Consider the following 17,861-nt stretch of genomic DNA (forward strand, 5'->3'; position numbering starts at 1 on the left):
TCCCGACATGACCAGCGATCAGCCCCGAACGCGGATCAGTGCCTGGCGGCCTCCGGTCGCGGGGATCTCCGAAGTCTTCCACGCCCATTTCACCGATCACGCCTACCCGGTCCACACCCATGACACCTGGGACCTGATGATCCTCGACGACGGATCGGTGGACTTCTCCCTCGACCGCCGCCGGCACGGGGCCGCCGGCACGGGCTCGGTCATCCTGCTGCCGCCGGGCGTCCCGCACGACGGGAAGACGGTCAACCCCGCGGGATTCCGCAAGCGCGTGCTCTACCTCGACACCGGCGTCCTTCCGGAACGGCTGGCGGGGGCGGCGGTCGACGGCCCGGTCCACGGAGACGGACTGCTGCGCCGGCGCATCCACCAGCTCCACGAAGCCCTCGCCGCCCCGGGGGACGAGTTCGAGGCGGAGTCCCGGCTGGCGCTCGTCCGCGAGCGGCTGCTCTCCCACCTCAAGGCCGCGGAGCCCGCGATACCGAGCCGCGGGGCCGGGCGGACCGCCGCCGCCCTGCGCGAGCTGCTGGATTCACGCATACGCACCGGGCTCACCCTGGACGAGGCGGCCGGCATCCTGCACGCCCACCCCACCCACCTGATCCGCTGCTTCAAACAGGCCTACGGACTGCCGCCGCACACCTACCTCACCGGCAGGCGCATCGACCGGGCGCGCCGCCTCCTGCTCGCGGGCCGGCGGCCGGCCGATGTCGCCGCGGCCGTGGGCTTCTACGACCAGGCACACCTGAACCGGCACTTCACCCGCCACCTGAGCACCCCGCCGGGCCGGTACGCGGCCCTGCGCGATCGGGGCGCACCGACGTGACGCGGGCCCCCGGGAGCCGGCCCGCACCGAGGCCGCCCGCCACGGCTGCCCGCCACGACCGCCCGCCGACGCCGCCCGCCACGACCGCCCGCCACGACCGCCCGCCGACGCCGCCCGGCGGGGGAACCCGTGCGGGAACCGGCGCGGCGTCCGGGTTGCGTGAGCGCACGTACACTCGGTCCATGAACCGCACACGCGTCACAGGGGAGAGCCGGCCGCCGGCCGCTCCTGTCGCGCGGGCGGGTTCCGCGGCCCGGACGGGTATCGGCCCCCGGACCGCCTTCGACGGCCAGGCCCCCACGGTGGGCCGCGGCGTCGTGCACGGCCACGGCTAGCGATTCCCCACCGGGCCCGGGCCCGGTCTCCTGCCGCACCGTGCTCCGCACCACCTTCCGCGACGGCCCCTGCCCCGGCGCCCCGGCTTGATCGCCGCGCCCGGACCGGCCCCGTCGCCCCGGAGGGCGACGTACCGCCTTCCCCACACCACCACCGCAGTCCCGACGCTCGTCGGCGCTGCCGCCAGGCGAGGGCCGCACGCCGGGCCGTAGCCGCCTTCGAAGGGACCACCGTGAAGCTGAGCGGTTTGCTGACCGGCCACGAGCACCACGTCATCCAGGGAGACGCCGAATCGACGGTGATCACCGCGGGCACCACCTTCGACGTCGACCGGGTGGTTCCGGGCTCGCTCTTCATCGCCGTGCCCGGCCACCGCGAAGGCGGCCCCGCCTCCATCGGCGCGGCGCTCGCGCGCGGTGCGGTGGCGGTGTTCGTCGACGAGGCCGGAGCCGCCGCCGTGCCCCCGGGCCGGGAACTGCTGCCGGCCGTGTGCTTCGTACGGGTGGCCGACACCCGCAAGGCCGCCGCGGTCGCGTCCGCGCGGTACTACGGCGAACCGGGTCGGCACATGGACATGGTGGCGGTCACCGGGACCAACGGGAAGACCTCCATCTCCTACATGGTCGAGTCGCTGCTGAGGATCTCCGAGGGCGCCGTGGTGGGCGTGATCGGCACGGCCGGCAGCCGGATCGGCGACGAGGTGATCCCGATGCCGCCCTCGGTGCTGACCACGCCCGAGTCGCCGGACCTGCAGTACCTCCTGGGCCGCATGCGGGACCGCGGCACCGCCAGCGTGGTGCTGGAGGCCACCTCGATGGCCCTGCAGACGTACCGGGTGGACCGGACGTTCGTCGACGTCGGCGTCTTCACCAACCTGACCCAGGACCACCTGGACGACCACGGCACGATGGGCCGCTACACGGACGCCAAACTGCGCCTGTTCCAGGGGCTGTGCCGGCACGCCGTGGTCAACGTGGACGACGCCGTGGGAACAGGGATCCCGGCGATGATGCCGGGCGCGGCCACGACCTACGCCCTCGACACGGAAGCCGACTTCAGGGCCACGGACCTGATCGCCGACGCCTCGGGCACCCGCTTCACGCTGCACCACGCCGGCCGGGAGTATCCGGCGGCCATCCCGGTCCCGGGCCGGTTCTCGGTGTCCAACGCGCTGGCGGCCGTGGCGGCCTGCCACGTGCTGGGCCACGACCTGGACGGTCTGGTCGGCGCGCTCGCGAAGATGCCGCCCGTGCCGGGCCGCTTCGAGCGCTTCGTGACCCCCGGCGGCACCTCCGTGATCGTGGACTACGCACACTCGCCGGACTCCCTCGACAAGGTGCTCACCGCCATCCGCGGGTTCGCCCGGGGCCGGGTCATCACCGTCTTCGGCTGCGGCGGGGACCGGGACACGACCAAGCGGGCCGAGATGGGCCGCATCGCCGGAACCCACTCCGACCTGTGCGTCCTGACCTCCGACAACCCCCGCACCGAGGACCCCGAGTCGATCCTGGACCAGATCGCCCCCGGCATCGAGGGCACGGGCACGCCCTACGAGCGGTCCGCGGACCGGCGGCGGGCCATCGGGCTCGCGCTGGCCGCCGCGCGGCCCGAGGACATCGTCCTGATCGCCGGGAAGGGCAGCGAGCCGCACCAGATCGTGGGCGAGGAGCTGCTCCCCTTCAGCGACATGGCGACCGTACGGGACCTCGCCGCCCGGCCGGGCGCCTGAGGGGCGTCAGGTCCGGGCCGCCCCACCGCCGAGGCGGGCGAGGTAGCGGGGCAGGCCGGTCGCGTCCTCGCCCGCCCAGCCCACGTACCCGTCGGGCCGGACCAGGAAGATCCCCTTGCCGTACGGCCCGTACGCCCCGATCCGGTGAACATGCGTGAACTCCGTTTCCACCGGCGGTAGTTCGGCGTCCGTGCCCACGGCGAGCAGGGTGAAGTGCGGCCCCCGGAACAGGTCGAAGAGCCTGCGGCCGTCCGGCAGCGGTCCGTCGGGAGCGCGGTCGCCGGCTTCCAGCGCGCCCGCCGCACCCTCGGAGAGCGGGCCGCCACGGTAGCCCAGGCCGAGCTGGCGGGTGGTCTCGCCGCGCTCCTCCTGACCGCGGTGGATCCGGGTGGACAGGCCCAGCATCTGCGCGGCGACGGGCTGGCGCTCCTGCTCGTAGGTGTCCAAGAGCGCGGGGTCCGCACCGTGGCGCAGGATCTGGCCGAGCTTCCAGCCGAGGTTGTAGGCGTCCTGCACGCTGGTGTTGAGGCCCTGGCCGCCGGCGGGGGAGTGCACGTGGGCCGCGTCGCCCGCGAGCAGGACCCGCCCGGCGCGGAACCGGTCGGCCATCGCGGCGCGCGGCCTGAAATCGGAGGCCCAGCGGACCTCGGTGACGTCCTCGGCCGCGAGGTGGGTGCAGGCGGCGACCACGGCGGGGATGTCGAGGTCCTCGGTCCGCGCGACGAGCTGGTAGTCGTCGGTGCCGGGCAGCGGGCACAGGGCGGCGAAGCCGCCGTCCGCACCCGGGAAGAGGTGCCAGTGGTCGCGGTCCAGGGCGCCGGGACGCAGCCGGACGTCGGCGACGACCATTGGGGCGGGGTCTGCCGTTTCGCCGGTCATGCCGGTCATGCCGATGTCCAGGGCCTTGCGGACCGTGGAGCGGCCGCCGTCGGCGGCCACCAGATAGGCGGCGCGCAGGGTGCCGCCGTCGGCCAGGTGTGCGGTCACCCCGTCGGGGTCCTGGTCGAGGGCGGCCAGGGTGGTGCCGAAGGCGACCCGGCCGCCGAGTTCGGTGAGGCGCGCGAAGAGGATCTCCTGGGTGCGCCACTGGGGCAGGAGCCGGGCGCGCGGATGGGGCTCGGTCTCGGTCGGTCCGCCGACGGCGGCGTCGCCGAGCATGTCGTGCTCGCCGACGGGCCGGCCGCCCTGCCAGATCTGCCCGATGGGGGCGTGGGCGCCGGCGGCGAGCACGGCGTCGCCGACGCCGAGGTCGTCGAAGACCTCAAGGGTGCGCGGCTGGAGGCCCTTGCCCCGGGAGCCGGGGAAGAGGCTGTCGGCCCGTTCGAGGACCAGGGCGCGGACGCCGCGGCGGGTGAGGTCCAAGGCGAGGGCCAGTCCGGTGGGGCCGGCGCCGACGACGAGCACGTCGGGAGCCCCGCTTTCCTTAACGCTGTTAAGTGTGGTCATGGGTACGAGAATGGGCTTAACGCTGTTAAGTTGTCAAGGTGCCGATCGAACGCGAAGAAGAACGAGAAGCGAAACCCGAACGGGCCAGGCTCGACCGGGCGACGGTGGCGGCCACCGCCCTGCGCCTCCTGGGAGAGTTCGGCCTGGAAGGGCTGACGCTGCGGGCCATCGCCAAGGAGCTGGACGTCAAGGCGCCCGCCCTGTACTGGCACTTCAAGGACAAGCGGGCGCTGCTCGACGAGATGGCCACCGAGATGTTCCGCCGGATGACGGCGGACCTGAACGCGGTCCATCCGCCCGGCGACTGGCACGAGGCGCTCCAGGCCGCGATGCGCGGGCTGCGGGACCACCTGCTGCGCTACCGGGACGGCGCCAAGGTCTACAGCGGCACGCACTTCACGGACATGAGCTACGCCGCGCCGATGGAGGCCCATCTGCGGACCCTGGTCGCGGGCGGCTTCACGGCGGCCGGGGCGGCCCGGGCCTGGTTCACCGCGTACAGCTACACCATCGGGTACGTGATCGAGGAACAGTCCATGGGCCCGATGCCCGGCTCGGACGGCGAGGGCTACGACCTGGAGGCTCGCGCCGCACGTCTCGCGGCCTTTCCGCTGGCGGCCGAGGCGGGCCCGGAGATGTTCCGCGACCAGGACGCCGGCTTCGAAGCGGGCCTGGCGGCGGTGCTCGCGGGCACCGCCGTGACCCTGCTCCCGCCGTCCGGGCGGCCGGGGCCCGGGCCGTCCCCCGGCCGGTAGACCCGCCGCCCTCGGGTCACGGCCCGTCGCCCGTTGCGGCGGCCCGTCGCCCGCGGCCCGGGCCCGGATCAGCGGCCGGCCGGCGCCCGGTTCCACCGCATGCGGGACCAGGGGAGGGCGAGTTCGGCCTGGGAGTCCACGGAGCGCGGGGCGAGGGAGTCGAGCGCGGCCGCCTCGGCGTGGCGGGCGTACACGGTGTCCACGTAGCGGTGGCCGGTGTCGGCGGCGACGAAGAGGACCGTCCGGCGGGGGGATCGGTCCCGCTCCCAGCGCGCCGCCAGGTAGCCCGCTCCGGTGGAGAGCCCCGCGAACACCGCGTGCCGGCGCAGCAGGTCGACGCTGCCGGCCAGGGCGGCGTCGAAGGAGATCCAGTGCACCGTGTCGTACGACGCGTGGCTGACGTTCTCGAAGGCGATGGAGCTGCCGATCCCGGCGATGATGATCTCGGGGTCGGCGACGTGCCCGGCACCGAAGGTGACGCTGCCGAAGGGCTGGACGCCCACGAGTTCCACGTCCGCGCCGCCGGGCGGGTCTTCCCGCAGGTAGCGGGCGAGGGCTCCGGTGGAGGCGCCGGACCCGACCCCGCCGACGATCGTGAGTGCGGTGTCCGCGCCGACGGACCGGCGGATCAGGTCGGTCACGGCGCGATAGCCCAGGTAGTGGATCTCGTCGTGGTACTGCCGCATCCAGTGGTACTCGGGGTGCTCGGCCAGCAGTTCGTGGACGCGCTCGACGCGCCGCTTCTGGTCCAGCTTGAGATCGCTGGAGGGCTCCATCTGCTCCAGCGTCGCCCCCAGGACGGCGAGCTGGGTGCGCAGGGTGTGGTCGACCGTCGCCGAGCCGACGATGTGGCAGCGCATGCCGTGCCGGTGGCAGGCGAGCGCGAGGGCGTAGGCGTAGATGCCGCTGGAGCTGTCCAGCAGGGTGTCCCCGCGGCGCACCGCGCCGGTGTCGAGCAGGTGGCGGACCGCGGCGAGGGCGGAGACGACCTTCATGGTCTCAAAGCGCAGGCAGACGAGCCGGTCGTCGAGGCGTATCAGGTCCGGTCGGCCGATCGCATCCGCGATGTGCTGGTCCACTCGGGAACTCCTTGGTCGTCGGGAGGCTGGTGAGGCTGGTCAGGCTGGCGAGACTGGTGAAGGTGGTGAAGATGCGGGCCGCGGGAATGCCGCTGCCGTCCATGGCCCGTACGCAGCTCCGGATCCGGCGGCGCAGGCCCGCCGCGGCGGGGTCGAAGAGCAGGCCGGCCACCGCGCCGCTGTGCGCGATCTGGACGCCCGCGGCCCCCAGCCGCCCGGCGATGGCGCAGAGCGTGTCGAACTCCGGGTGGTGCAGGACCTCCTGCCCGCGCCGGGCGCTGGCGGTGGCGACCTCGCCGAGCAGCGCGGCGTCGCCCGTGGCCACGGCCCGCCGCAGGAGCGTGCGCAGCCGCTCGCAGGCGCGCAGGTCGTCTTCGTCGTGGTCCCGGACCGGCAGCGAGAGGGTGTCCACGGGGGCGCCCCCGCCGAGGGCGCAACCCACGACGACGAGGGGCGGCAGAGCGCGGCCGAGGACTTCCAGTACCCGGCCCTCGCGCTGGGCGAAGAGCACCGGGCGGGTGTCGAGCATCAGCGGATCGCAGGCCAGCTCGGCGCGCACCGCGAGGCGGGCGATGGTTCCGGGCGGCAGCGCCATCCCGTACGAGTCCGCGACCGCCCGCACCACGGCGATGACATCGCTGGTGGAACTGCCCATGCCCAGGCCCACCGGGATGTCGCCGGTGACCCGCAACTCGCCGCCGCACGGCGGCTCCCCGCGCCGCCGCGCGCACTCCTCCACGGCCAGGGCCGCCGCGCGGGCGGCCTTCGTACGGCCGCCCGGCAGGACGGTGAGCCGGTCGGGCGGGGTGCCGGGCCGGCGGGTGAAGGCGGCCCGGCTGCCCGGCCCCGGCATCGGCAGGGTGACCAGGCCGGGGCACCCGCGCCCGGCGGCGTCGCGGAAGACGCCCTGGAGGATCTCGCCGTGGTGGCAGGAGGCGCGCCCGGTACCGGTGCGTCCGGCGCCGTCGGGATCGCCATCAGGCCTGCCGTCGGGCTCGACGCCGGGCCGCCGCGTACGCGTGTTCCCGCGGACAGCCGGGATCACGCCGAGCCCGCCGTCCGGTAGCGGTACAGGGTGGTCGGCCCGGCGCTGAACTGGGAGAAGGGGAACGGCTCCGCCGACAGGGCGGTCACCCCGGAGCCGAGGAAGGCCCTGGCCACGGCGCTGCCCGACTGCGCGTAGACGACCAGGGGGATGCCGCGCGTACGGCAGCGGTCCAGGATGGTGTCGAAGGAACCGTTGCCGAGCGTCATCCCGGTGGCCACGACGGCGTCGGCCCGGTCGAGCACCTCGTACATGTCGGTGGTGACGGGGTCGCCCCACTGGGTGGCCCGGAGGTTCAAGTCGCACGGCAGCGGTTCGCCGCCCGCCTCGCGGATGGCCGCGACCAGCGGGTTGACCACGCCGATGAGGCCGACCTCGGCGCCCGGGCGGATGTCCAGCAGTCCGGCTATGGCGGCGTCCCGGGCCTTCGCGCGGACCTCGGGGGTCCCGGCGGGGAGGACGACCGGCTCGCCTCCGCCCGCGTGGTGCGGGGACTGCTCGGCGAGGTAGGCGTCGAGGGCGGCGATCCGCAGCGGGCGCGGCGCCTCGCGCAGCAGGACGTCGAGCGGTGTTCCCGAGGCGTCGCGGCAGATCGCCGGGTCGATCTCCCCGGCCTCGAAGGCGCAACCGCCGAACGAGCCGCCGAGGCGCACCAGTACGTACTGGTTGAGGTAGGTGGTGTCGCCGCCGGAGAGCCGGGTGCCGTGGTGGATCCAGAAGACGCTGGTCGCCACGAGACCGGAGGGGATCGGGCCGTGTTCGCCGGCCAGCACGGCCGAGACGAGCGCGTCGACGGCGCCCGGGACCGGGGCCGGGACAGGTACAGGTACAGGTACGGGGGCGGATGTGGTGTGCGTACGGGTCGTCATGGGATTCCTTGTCACAGGGCGGAAGGGGGGACGGCGGCGCGCAACGGGCCGCGGTAGACGACCGCGGGGCGGCCCCGGGCGTCGGTGGCGAGTTCGGCGTCGACCTCGAAGATCCGGGCGAGGTGCCGGGGCGTGAGGACGGCGGCCGGGGTGCCGGAGGCGACCAGGCGTCCGTGGTGCATGAGCAGCAGCCGGTCGCAGTAGCGGGCGGCGAGGGAGAGGTCGTGCAGGGCGACCAGCACGGTCTGGCCGGCGGCGGCCAACAGCTCCATCAGCTCCAACTGGTGTTTCACGTCTAGGTGGTTGGTGGGCTCGTCGAGGAGGAGGCCGGACGGCTGCTGGGCGAGGGCGCGGGCGATGTGGGTGCGCTGCCGCTCACCGCCGGACAGGCCCCTCCAGGTGCGCCCGGCGAGCGCGGTGAGGCCCACGCGGTCCAGCGCGGCGGCGACGGCCGCCCGGTCGGTGTCGTCGGGCCCGCGCCAGCGGTCCCGGAAGGGGGTCCGCCCCAGCCCGACGACGTCGGCGACGCGCAGGTCGGTGTCGAGCGCGGAGTCCTGCTCGACGAAGGCGATCCGCCGGGCGATCCGGCGGGCGCTCCAGCCCCGTACGGGCTGGTCGTCGTAGTGCACGCTGCCCGCGCCGGGCTTGCGCAGCCCGGCCAGGCAGCGCAGCAGCGAGGACTTTCCCGACCCGTTGGGGCCGAGCAGCGCGACCGTCTCGCCCGGGGCGACGTCCAGGCTGACCTCGCGGACGACGGGCGTGCCGGCCGCCGACCAGCTCAGCCCCTCGGCGGTGATCCTCACAGGTCACCCCGCCTGCGCAGGACGAGGAGGAACAGCGGTACGCCGAGCAGCGCGGTGAGCACGCCGACCGGGAGTTCCCGGGGCGCGAAGGCGGCCCGTGCCAGGGCGTCGGTCCACACCAGGAACACCGCTCCGGCCAGCGCCGCGCAGGGCAGCAGCACCCGGTGCCGCGGCCCGGCGAGGAAGCGCACCCCGTGCGGGACGATCAGGCCGACGAACCCGATGGCTCCGACGGTGGCCACCGCCACCGCGGTCAGCACGGCCGTCACCACGAGCAGCAGCATCCGGGTCCGCCGTACGTCGATCCCCAACGACGCGGCGGTGTCCGCGCCGAACGCGAGCGCGTCCAGGGAGTTCGAGCACAGCCAGGCGACCGCCAGCCCGAGCGGTGTGACGACCGCGCAGACCACGACGGCGTCCCAGCGGGCGGGTGCCATCGAGCCCAGCAGCCAGTGGGTGACGGCGCGCGTGGTGTCGGCGTCCGCCGAGGCCATCAGGACCAGTGAGGTCAGCGCGGTGAAGAGCTGTCCGACGACCACGCCGGTGAGGACGATGCGGACCGAGTCCAGCCCCGTCCGGCGCAGCAGTGCCAGCAGCAGGCCGAAGGAGAGCAGGGCGCCGACGAGGGCCCCGCCGGTGACCCCGAGGGTGCCGGCGCCCACCCCGAGCACGACCACGGCGACGGCTCCGGCCGACGCGCCCGAGGACACGCCGAGCAGGTACGGGTCGGCGAGGGCGTTGCGGGTGACGGCCTGCAGGACCGTGCCGCAGACCGCGAGCGAGGCGCCGACCAGGGCCGCCATCAGCACCCGGGGCAGGCGCAGGTCCCAGACGAGCGAGTCCACCAGCGGCGGCAGCGGCTCGGCGCCCAGGCCGAGCCGGGAGGCGAGGACCCGGCCGAGCTCGGCCCAGCCCACGTCGGCGGTGCCGATGCGCGTGCCGGCCGCCACCGAAGCGGCCAGGACGAGCGCCGCCGCGAGGAACAGCCCGGCCCCGCGCTGCCCCCGGAGTCCCACCGGATCAGCGGACATACCCGAGGTCCTTCATCCCGGCCGCCAGCAGGTCCAGGGCGTGCACGGAGCGCACGGAGGGGTCGAGTTCGATGCCCGGCACCTCGATGATCTTGTTGTCGCGCACCGCCGCCAGCCGGGAGACCACCGGGTGCGCGGCCAGCGCCTCGCGCTTCTCGCGGGCGCTGTCGCCCGGGCGGCCGCGTTCGGAGAGGTCGCCGATCACGATGAAGTCCGGGTCGCGCTTGGCGACTTCCTCCCAGGAGACCTCGGGCCACTCCTCGTTCACGTCGTCGAAGGCGTTCCTCGCCCCGACGATCCGGCTCATCTCGCTGGGCATTCCCGCCTTGCCCGCGACGTACGGCATGCCGTTGAAGGCGGAGTAGAGGTAGACGACGGTGGGCTGCCCGTCGCCCCGCTGGACCCGCGGGGCCGCCTCGCCCGCCCGGGCGACGGCGGCACGCTGGTCCCGGACGAGCTCGCCGGCGCGTTCCTCGGCGCCGAAGACCTTGCCCAGCTTCTCGTAGTCGGAGAAGAGCAGTTCGAACGGGGACTTCGCCGCCTCGTCGTGCTGCGGGCAGTCGACGGCGCTGACGAAGGTCGGGACCTCGAGGGCGCCGAGCTCCTCGCGGGTGCCGGCGCGGTCCTTGGTGTAGAGGTCGGCGGAGCCGGCCACGACGAGGTCGGGTGTCGCCGAGCGCAGCTGCTCGCCGGTGGCGATCTTCGGTGCGATCACCGGGACCTTGGCGTAGGCGTCCTGGTACCGCGCGGGGATCTTCGTCTTGAGGTTGGCCGTTCCGGCCATCCGGTCCCCGAGACCGAGCTCCAGCAGGGTCTCGGTCGAGCTCTGGTCCAGTGCGACGGCGCGCTGCGGCGGCCGGGCGAAGGCGAGTTCGAGGCCGCAGCTGGTGACGGCCGCGGGTGTGCCCGCGGACCCCGCGGCCGGACCCGCGGCCGGTGCGCGGTCATCGGAGGCGGCCCCGCAGCCCGCGGCCGTGAGGGCGAGGGCCAGGGCGAGGGCAGGGGTGAGCGCGAGGCGAGCGCGGTGGCGCATGGGTTCTCCGGTCTGGAAAAGGGCGTGGGTATTGACGTGCACCCGGCAGGAGTGCCGCCTTCAGAGGGTACTGTAATGGTTATCGTTTTCATTAACAGTCCCGGGGGTCTACCCCGGCACCTGCCGACGACCGAGGAGCACCGCACCGTGGCGACCACGCCCGCACCCGCGACACCCAAGTCCGATCCGCCGCCCGCCCGTTCCGTCCTGCGCGACGCCGCCTTCCTGCGCCTGTGGACGGGGACCACCGCCTCCGGGCTCGCGACCTGGGCCCTGCCCTTCGTCCTGGGCCTGGCGGTCCTGCACCGGGAACTCGACGCCGCGGGCCTCGGCCTCGTCCTCGCGGCCCGCACCGCGGGCTTCCTCGCCGCCGTCGCGGTGGGCGGGGTGCTGGCCGACCGGCACTCCCGGCGGGCCGTCGTCCTCTGGTCCGCCCTGGCGGCCGCCGCCGCGGCCCCGCTCCTCGCCGCGGGCCTCGGCCGGTCCCTGCTGCTCATGACCGCCGCCGCCGCGCTCGCGGGCGCCGGCCAAGGGGCCTGCCGCCCCGCCTTCCAGGCGCTCACCGCCGAGACCGTCGACGCCGACCGCCGCCAGCAGGCCAACGCCGCCATGACCCTGGCGGTACGGACCTCCACACTGGCCGGCCCCGCCCTGACCGCCCTGCTCGCGGCCTTCGTCGACGTCGCGACGCTGCTGCTGGGGATCGGACTGCTCTGGCTCGTCGCCGCGTTCACACCGGCCCGGACCGCCGCCGCGGACCCCTCGGCCACGCCCGCCACACCGAAGGCGCCCGCTCCGGGCTCCCCGCGCGCCTCGCTGCGCGCCGAGTTCATCGACGGCATACGCGAGGCCCGCCGCCACCCCTGGTTCGTCGCCGGCCTGGGCGCCCTGACCGCCGTGATCGCGCTCGGCTACTCCGCCACGAGCGTCGCCCTGCCCCTGATCAGCCGCGACCGCTACGGCACCGAGTGGGTCCTGGCCGCGGCCGTGACCGCCTACACCGTGGGCGCGCTCGGCGGAGCCCTGGTCACCGCCCGCCTGCGCCCCCGCTCGCAGGGCTGGGCCGCCTTCGCCGGACTGGCCGCGTACGGCGTCGCCCCGCTGAGCCTGATGCTCCCCGTCCATCCCGCCCTCGTGATCACCGCCTACGCCGTCGCGGGAATCGGGATCGAACTGTTCAACGTGCCCTGGTTCACGGCCACCCAGCGCGAGGTCGCCCCGGACAAACTGGCCCGGGTCTCCTCCCTCGACTTCCTGGTCTCCTACGGCCTGGCCCCGATCGGCCTGGCACTGATCGCCCCGGCCATCGACGCCTTCGGCGTCACCCCGGTGCTCGCCGTCTGCGCCGCGTCCTGCTTCCTCGTACCGGCCGCGGCCGCCCTGGCTCCCACCGCCCGCCACTTCGGCAGCCCGCCGGCGCGGCGGACGCCCTGAGCGGTGGCTCAGCGCAGCACGGCCGCCAGCAGATCGACGCCCAGCGTCGTCATCTCGGGCAGGTTCAGGCTGTAGCGGACGTAACGGCCGTGCCGCCGGGCCGAGAGCAGGCCCGCACGGCGCAGGACGGCCAGGTGGCGGGAGACCTCCGGGGGTGAGAGCTCCCAGGCGTGGGCCAGCTCGCCGTTGGTGTGCGGGCCGCGGGCCAGGGTGCGCAGCAGCCGTAGCCGTACCGGATGCGCGAGCGCCTCCAGCCGTAGCGTCAGCGTCTCCAGCGGTACCGGCTCCGACGGGGCCGCCCCGGCCGCGGGGTACTGCACCACCGGCTGCCATCCGGGCGTGGAGACCACCACCAGGTGCGGGCGGCCGAAGACGCTGGGGAGGAAGGTGACCCCCGCGCCGTGGGCGGCGGTCGCGTTGTCCTGGAGCTTGTCCACGACGATGCAGTCGCCGTCGGGGGCCAGGGTGACGGCGCCGGAGACCGAGGCGAGCGCGGCCCGGACGCCCTGGCGCTTCAACAGGTCGTTCTTCACGCGCAGGTCGGTGGCGAGTTCCACGGCGACACCCGTCCAGGCGGCGTCGAAGAAGGCCTCCGCGCACTGCTCGAAGGTGTCGCGCACCCGCGCCCGCACGGTGGCCGGATCCGCGAGCAGCCGCTCCGTGAAAGCCTCTTGGAGCGCGCCGCGGGCCTGGGCCAGATCGAGGACCCGCTCGCGCGCCGAGGCGTCGGCGAGCGGCGACCGCGCGCCGAAGTGGACCCGGTTGGTGCCGCACGTGGTGATGAGCGCGGCGGTCACGTACGTGTCGTCGTCGATCCGGTCCACGTCGTCCAGCTCCTCGGCGAGGGTCTGCCGGGGACGGGCGGGAACCAGGAAATCGGCGCGTGAGGAACGCCAGAGGAAATCCGCCTCCCGCAGCCGCTCGGACAGTTCCGGCGGCAGCCCGGCCCAGACGTCCGCGGCCCAGCCGGCGAGCTGCGGGTGGTGCCCGGGCTCGGCCAGCACGTGCAGCATCGCGGTCAGTTCGGCGAGCGGGGAGGCGGCGAACCGCAGCCGATCGGCCGGCAGTCCCGTGATGTCGATCCTCAGCGTCATCCGGTCATCATCGCCGGTCGGAGGGCTCGCACCGCCGTCGGTTGACGATGGGCGTCAACCGACGTGCCCCGGCCCGCCGCCGCACGCACCGTGGCCGCCATGGAAGCAGCCAGCACCAAGACCAAGTCCCGCGCCGGGTCCCGCATCAGGTTCCGCACGAGGTTCCGCGGCACGTCCCGATTCGACTCCCGCACCCTCATCCGCGCCTCCGGAGGCCCCCGCTACGCCGTGGCCCTGGCCGTGGACGCACTCGGTACCGGCCTGCTGCGCCCCTTCCTGCTGCTCTACGGAGTGACGGTGCTGGGGCTGTCCGCGCCGGCCACCGGCACCGCCATGACCGTCGGCGTCGTCGCGGGGCTGGTGTGCATGCCCGCCCTGGGCCGCTGGCTGGACCGGGGCGCGCGCAGCTCGGCCGTGGCGGCCTCGATGCTGGTACGGGTCCTGGGCGTGGCCCTGCTGCTGGCCGCACCGGCCGGGCACGTCTGGCTGTTCGTGGCGGCCGCGCTCTTCCTCGGCATCGGCAACCAGGCGTGGCCGGCCGCCCACGCCGCCCTCGTGGCCACGGTCTCCCACGGCCGGGAACGCGACGCGGCCCTCGCGTGGGGGCGCGCCCTGCGCAACGCCGGCCTCGGCGCGGGCGCGCTGCTCGCCACCGCCTGCCTGGCGGGGGGCCCCACCGCACTGCAGGCCCTGGCAGCCGTCACCGGGCTCAGCTACCTGGCCGCGGCCGCCTTGGCCTGGTCCGTCAAGGTGCGCGCACACCAGGGGGCGTCCCCGGCCGGCCCGGCCGAATCAGCGGACAAGGCCGGCCCGGTCGACCAGGCCGGCCCGGCCGCCGACGGGAACGGCGGGCCCGCACCCCGGACGCGCGCGCTGCTGGCCGCCAACGTGGTGTACGTCTTCTGCCTCAACGTCCCCGAGATCGCGCTTCCCCTCGTCCTGATGACCCAACTGGACGCGTCCCCGGTGTGGTCGGCGGCCATCTTCGTGGCCAACACGGTGCTCGTGGTCGCTCTCCAGGTCCCGCTCACCGTCCTGATGTCGCGCTTCCCCCGGCGGACCGTGCTGGCCATCGCCGGCGTGGTGCTCACCGCTTCGTACCTCGGTTTCCTCGCGGCCACCTCGCTGGGGCACGGCTGGGGACCCCCGGCCGTCGCCGCGGTGTCCGTGGTCTGCACCCTCGGCGAGATCCTCTACGCGGGCACCGCCACCGCGCTCGTCACGGACCTCGCCCCGACGCGGCTGCTGGGACGCGCCCTCGCCCGATTCCAGCTCTCGACCGGTTTCGGCCTGGCCGTCTCCCCGGCGGCGATCACCACGCTCGCACCCCACGGCCCGGCCGCGCTCTGGGGCACGCTCGCCGCCGCGACGCTCCTCTCCGCCGCCGTCATCGCCCGGTGACGCGCACCCGCGGGGCCTTCACGCAGGCCGGAGCTCCCGGGCGATGTCGCGCCGCCACATCACGATCTGCGTGGTCCCGGGGCCGTGCCAGCCCGTTCCCCGGGCCACGGCCAGCCGCCGGTCCGTCCGGGTCCACCACTTCAGCCGGACCTCGTCCTCCGGGGCCACCTGGTACGGGGCCGCGGTGATCGCGACGGGGGAGCCGTCCCGGGTCCAGGAGACCAGGCGGTCCAGCCAGTCGTGGTCCAGGCCGTCACTGCCGTACTGCGTGCAGGTCCACGGGCTGCACCGGCGACTGCGGCGCCGCTGGAGCCACTGGGGGCAGCAGCCCGAGAGGCTTCGTTTCAGCCCGGAGGCCGCCGCCCACGCCGTGATCGACTCCTGTGCGGCGCGCCGGTCCCGGACGGCCTCCTCGTGCCGGGCCAGGGCCTGCGGCGTCAGGGACCTGGGCGGCCCGGGGAGTTCGAGCCCGTACGGCCAGCGGACCGCCCCGCGCTCCTTGCCGAAGACGGCGCCGGGCCCGTCGGCGACCGGGGGCCGGGGCCGCCGCGCCCCCGCGCGTCCGGGCCGCCGTGGTGCGGGGGGTCGGTCCAGGGAGTCGTACCGCCGGCCGGGAACCCGCTCCTCGAGCCCGGGCGCCTTGCCGACGTCGCGCTGGTAGTGCCGGGTTCCGGCATCGGCCCGCGACGTGTGCATCGCCGTGAGCGGGTCGTGGCCGCCGGGAGCCAGGCCGAGTCCGGCCTGGACCCGGTCCAGGCGCGCCAACTCGCCCTTCTTCCGGGGCGCGTCGCACTCCTCGCGGGGCAAGGCGCCGCATTGGGGGCACCGTTGTGCCAGAGCGTAGTCAGCCAGAGGCGGGAACCAGTCGATCACAGACCGAGGTTAAGGGTTTCACTCCGTTCTGTCCTGATTCATCCCCGCGCGTCGCCCCGCCTCCGATCGGTCACCGGCGCAACGCGCTCAGCGGAGCGCGGGGATCACGTCGCGCGTCTCGTCGACCCCGATGTCCGCGCCGTGCCGGGCGAGCGCCCCCGGGGGCGTCTCGTCCGCGCAGACCGTGCCCCGCGCGGGCAGGGCCAGGGTGGCGAGGTAGTCGTCGACCAGCGCGCTGACACACGCGCTCCGGTTGTAGGCGGTGTGTCCTTCGGCCGCGAAGGTCAGCAGCCGCCCGCTGTCCAGCGTCCCGGCGAGGGCCACGGCGTCCTGGTACGGGGTGTCCGGGTCCCCGGTCGTGCCGAGCACCAGGATCGGTGCGGAGCCGGCCGCCCGGTAGGAGCCCTCGAAGCGGCTCGGCCGCTCCGCCTGCCACTGGGCGCAGGCGGGCGCGTGGTTGTGGTCGTAGGTGGGCGGCCCGAGGCCGATGGGGGGTCCCAGCAGCGGAGCGGCGGCGACGTGGGCGCCGACCAGCGCGCCCAGGAGCGGGCGGCTGGTCGGATAGACCCGGTCGGCGCACTCGACGGCCAGGTTGACGTTGAGGAAGTCGAAGGACGCGGGTGAGGGCGGGGACAGCAGGAACGAACCCTTGTGCGCCTGGGCCGCCCGCAGGGCCTCTCCCAGGTAGGGCCAGACCTCCTTGCCCGAGTTGATGTTGAACATCAGGCGGTAGGCCAGGGTGTAGCCGGTGGCCGGGCGCCCGCTCGCGGTGATGACCGGGTCGGCGTCCAGCGCCCGCTTGAGCCGCTCGAAGGCCTGCCGGGGCTCGCCCTCGCCGAAACCGCAGGCCGCGGCGTTCTGCGCGCACCAGTCGAAGAACCGGCCGACCGCCGTGTCCAGGGCGACGAACTGGGCGGCGTCGTAGGCGTACGGCACCTCCGCGTAACGACGCGGATCGTACGCCCCGTCCAAGACCATGGCGCGGACCCGCCGGGGGAACTGCGCGGCGTAGACGGTGCCGACGTAACTGCCGAAGGAGCGGCCGTAGAAGGTGAGCGACTCCTCGCCGAGGGCCTGGCGCAGCAGGTCGATGTCCCTGGCGTTCGACCCGGTGCCGACGAACGGCACGAGGTCGCCGGAGCGTTCGCGGCAGGCGGTGGCGAATTCGAGGCCCTGCCGGACGGCGGATCCCAGGGCTCCCGGGCCGGGCACACCGCGCGCGGCGTCCACGGCGGCCGCGTACTCCTTGTCGTTCCAGCACTCCACCTGCCCGCTGCGCCCCACACCGCGCATGTCGTACCCGACGACGTCGAAGGAGCCACGGAGTGCGGCGGGGAGTGCCTCATAGCTGTCACGGGCGAAGTTCACGCCGGAGTTGCCGGGTCCGCCGGGGTGCAGAAGCAGGACGCCGGTGCGGTGCGCCGGGTCGGCGGCGAGCCGCCGGGTGACCGCCAACGCGACCGTACGGCCGGTGGGTTGGCGGTAGTCCAGTGGTACGAGAGCGGTCGCGCACTCGAAACCGTCCCCGGGGTCCTCGCAGGGGCCCCAGGCCAGAACGGGCACGGGCGGGGCGGCGGCGGTCGCCGCGGAGGCGGCCCGGGGCGCGGCCCCGAGGAGTGCGGTGACCGCGACCAGAGCGAGGGCCATGCCCCACACCGCCCGCTTGCGCAGGTCATCCGATAAACGGCTCTGCATGCGGTGAACTCCCTTTGCTGCAGGTCGAAAGGGCAGCGCACAAGGTCGGGGGCACGTGCGGGTCGCCCGCGCTCGGCTGAGCGGCACGCCCAGGTTCGCACCCGTGGGAGCGGCCGGGATAGACGACGGGCCGGACGGGATGCGGAAGGGACGCCTCGGGTGGCCCCGTCGCCGACGGCCCGTCGCCGCCGCTCTCTTGGCCGCCGCTCTCTTGGCGAGCGGACCGCATCCCCGGCGGGCATCGGGGTGGTCGTGGTGTGGCGGGTGGGTGATCCACGGGAAGAAGAGGCATGTCGTGCGTCTGTGCGATGCGGGCTCTAGTCTTCTGTGGCGCATGACCTCACTTCGCCGTCCTCGGCGTGCCCGTCTGATCGCCGTGTGTGTTGCCTGTCTCTTTTACACTTCT

The 17,861-nt window shown here is 74.6% G+C and carries 16 protein-coding genes; 6 read left to right on the forward strand and 10 right to left on the reverse strand.

All coding sequences use genetic code 11. The annotated features are described in order from the left end of the window. The first annotated feature begins 7 nt into the window (after nucleotides 1–7). The 3 genes from DRB89_RS10830 to DRB89_RS10835 all read left to right on the forward strand — a co-directional run bounded on the left by DRB89_RS10830 (nucleotide 8) and on the right by DRB89_RS10835 (nucleotide 2,897). Nucleotides 8–832, forward strand: a complete 825-nt coding sequence (locus tag DRB89_RS10830) for an AraC family transcriptional regulator (RefSeq protein ID WP_112453303.1) — start codon at nucleotides 8–10, stop codon at nucleotides 830–832. Nucleotides 833–1,014: 182 nt separating this feature from the next. Continuing rightward, nucleotides 1,015–1,167, forward strand: coding sequence for a hypothetical protein (locus DRB89_RS42795; protein ID WP_162688535.1), 153 nt, complete (start codon nucleotides 1,015–1,017; stop codon nucleotides 1,165–1,167). A 233-nt stretch (nucleotides 1,168–1,400) separates the two neighbouring features. Then, nucleotides 1,401–2,897 carry a UDP-N-acetylmuramoyl-L-alanyl-D-glutamate--2,6-diaminopimelate ligase gene (locus tag DRB89_RS10835; protein ID WP_112463256.1) on the forward strand — a complete coding sequence of 499 codons (1,497 nt, stop codon included), beginning with the start codon at nucleotides 1,401–1,403 and terminating at the stop codon, nucleotides 2,895–2,897. A 6-nt stretch (nucleotides 2,898–2,903) separates the two neighbouring features. Here the strand turns inward: DRB89_RS10835 and DRB89_RS10840 are convergent, their stop codons facing one another. Continuing rightward, nucleotides 2,904–4,343, reverse strand: a complete 1,440-nt coding sequence (locus DRB89_RS10840) for an FAD-dependent monooxygenase (RefSeq protein WP_112447988.1) — start codon at nucleotides 4,341–4,343, stop codon at nucleotides 2,904–2,906. 38 nt (nucleotides 4,344–4,381) lie between these two features. Between DRB89_RS10840 and DRB89_RS10845 the strand changes: the two genes are divergently transcribed. Beyond that, a complete protein-coding gene (locus DRB89_RS10845; protein WP_239516084.1) occupies nucleotides 4,382–5,098 on the forward strand; it encodes a TetR/AcrR family transcriptional regulator C-terminal domain-containing protein in 717 nt (238 codons plus the stop codon). Between the two features lie 68 nt (nucleotides 5,099–5,166). Here DRB89_RS10845 and DRB89_RS10850 read toward each other — a convergent pair whose 3' ends face one another. The 6 genes from DRB89_RS10850 to DRB89_RS10875 are packed head-to-tail and all read right to left on the reverse strand — an operon-like array spanning nucleotide 5,167 to nucleotide 10,958. Further along, nucleotides 5,167–6,177 carry a pyridoxal-phosphate dependent enzyme gene (locus tag DRB89_RS10850; RefSeq protein WP_112447990.1) on the reverse strand — a complete coding sequence of 337 codons (1,011 nt, stop codon included), beginning with the start codon at nucleotides 6,175–6,177 and terminating at the stop codon, nucleotides 5,167–5,169. Then, nucleotides 6,098–7,222 carry a GHMP kinase gene (locus DRB89_RS10855; protein WP_239516085.1) on the reverse strand — a complete coding sequence of 375 codons (1,125 nt, stop codon included), beginning with the start codon at nucleotides 7,220–7,222 and terminating at the stop codon, nucleotides 6,098–6,100. Before DRB89_RS10855 ends, DRB89_RS10850 begins: the two co-directional genes overlap by 80 nt. Further along, nucleotides 7,219–8,091 (reverse strand): DUF364 domain-containing protein, encoded by an 873-nt coding sequence (locus tag DRB89_RS10860; protein ID WP_112447991.1) that lies wholly within the window; start codon nucleotides 8,089–8,091, stop codon nucleotides 7,219–7,221. Before DRB89_RS10860 ends, DRB89_RS10855 begins: the two co-directional genes overlap by 4 nt. Nucleotides 8,092–8,102: 11 nt before the next feature. Then, nucleotides 8,103–8,894 (reverse strand): ABC transporter ATP-binding protein, encoded by a 792-nt coding sequence (locus tag DRB89_RS10865; protein ID WP_112447992.1) that lies wholly within the window; start codon nucleotides 8,892–8,894, stop codon nucleotides 8,103–8,105. Next, complete coding sequence (locus DRB89_RS10870) at nucleotides 8,891–9,925, reverse strand: iron ABC transporter permease (protein WP_112447993.1); 1,035 nt, start codon at nucleotides 9,923–9,925, stop codon at nucleotides 8,891–8,893. The genes DRB89_RS10865 and DRB89_RS10870 overlap by 4 nt, the downstream gene beginning before the upstream one ends. Continuing rightward, on the reverse strand, nucleotides 9,915–10,958 hold the full coding sequence (locus tag DRB89_RS10875; protein WP_112463258.1) for an ABC transporter substrate-binding protein: 1,044 nt from the start codon (nucleotides 10,956–10,958) through the stop codon (nucleotides 9,915–9,917). The genes DRB89_RS10870 and DRB89_RS10875 overlap by 11 nt, the downstream gene beginning before the upstream one ends. A 147-nt stretch (nucleotides 10,959–11,105) precedes the next feature. Here DRB89_RS10875 and DRB89_RS10880 point away from each other — a divergent pair, with 147 nt between their 5' ends. Next, a complete protein-coding gene (locus tag DRB89_RS10880) occupies nucleotides 11,106–12,392 on the forward strand; it encodes an MFS transporter (protein WP_239516086.1) in 1,287 nt (428 codons plus the stop codon). Between the two features lie 8 nt (nucleotides 12,393–12,400). Here DRB89_RS10880 and DRB89_RS10885 read toward each other — a convergent pair whose 3' ends face one another. Then, nucleotides 12,401–13,486: a helix-turn-helix domain-containing protein gene (locus DRB89_RS10885; RefSeq protein ID WP_112447996.1), complete on the reverse strand. Its 1,086-nt coding sequence runs from the start codon at nucleotides 13,484–13,486 to the stop codon at nucleotides 12,401–12,403. A gap of 99 nt (nucleotides 13,487–13,585) precedes the next feature. Here DRB89_RS10885 and DRB89_RS10890 point away from each other — a divergent pair, with 99 nt between their 5' ends. Further along, nucleotides 13,586–14,887 (forward strand): MFS transporter, encoded by a 1,302-nt coding sequence (locus tag DRB89_RS10890; RefSeq protein ID WP_112463852.1) that lies wholly within the window; start codon nucleotides 13,586–13,588, stop codon nucleotides 14,885–14,887. Between the two features lie 18 nt (nucleotides 14,888–14,905). Here DRB89_RS10890 and DRB89_RS10895 read toward each other — a convergent pair whose 3' ends face one another. After that, nucleotides 14,906–15,694, reverse strand: a complete 789-nt coding sequence (locus DRB89_RS10895) for a hypothetical protein (protein WP_162688536.1) — start codon at nucleotides 15,692–15,694, stop codon at nucleotides 14,906–14,908. 153 nt (nucleotides 15,695–15,847) lie between these two features. After that, nucleotides 15,848–17,455 carry an alpha/beta hydrolase gene (locus DRB89_RS10900; protein ID WP_112447998.1) on the reverse strand — a complete coding sequence of 536 codons (1,608 nt, stop codon included), beginning with the start codon at nucleotides 17,453–17,455 and terminating at the stop codon, nucleotides 15,848–15,850. Between the last annotated feature and the right edge of the window lie 406 nt (nucleotides 17,456–17,861).

Source organism: Streptomyces sp. ICC4 (genome assembly GCF_003287915.1).
In the GTDB taxonomy this organism is placed as follows: domain Bacteria; phylum Actinomycetota; class Actinomycetes; order Streptomycetales; family Streptomycetaceae; genus Streptomyces; species Streptomyces tritrimontium.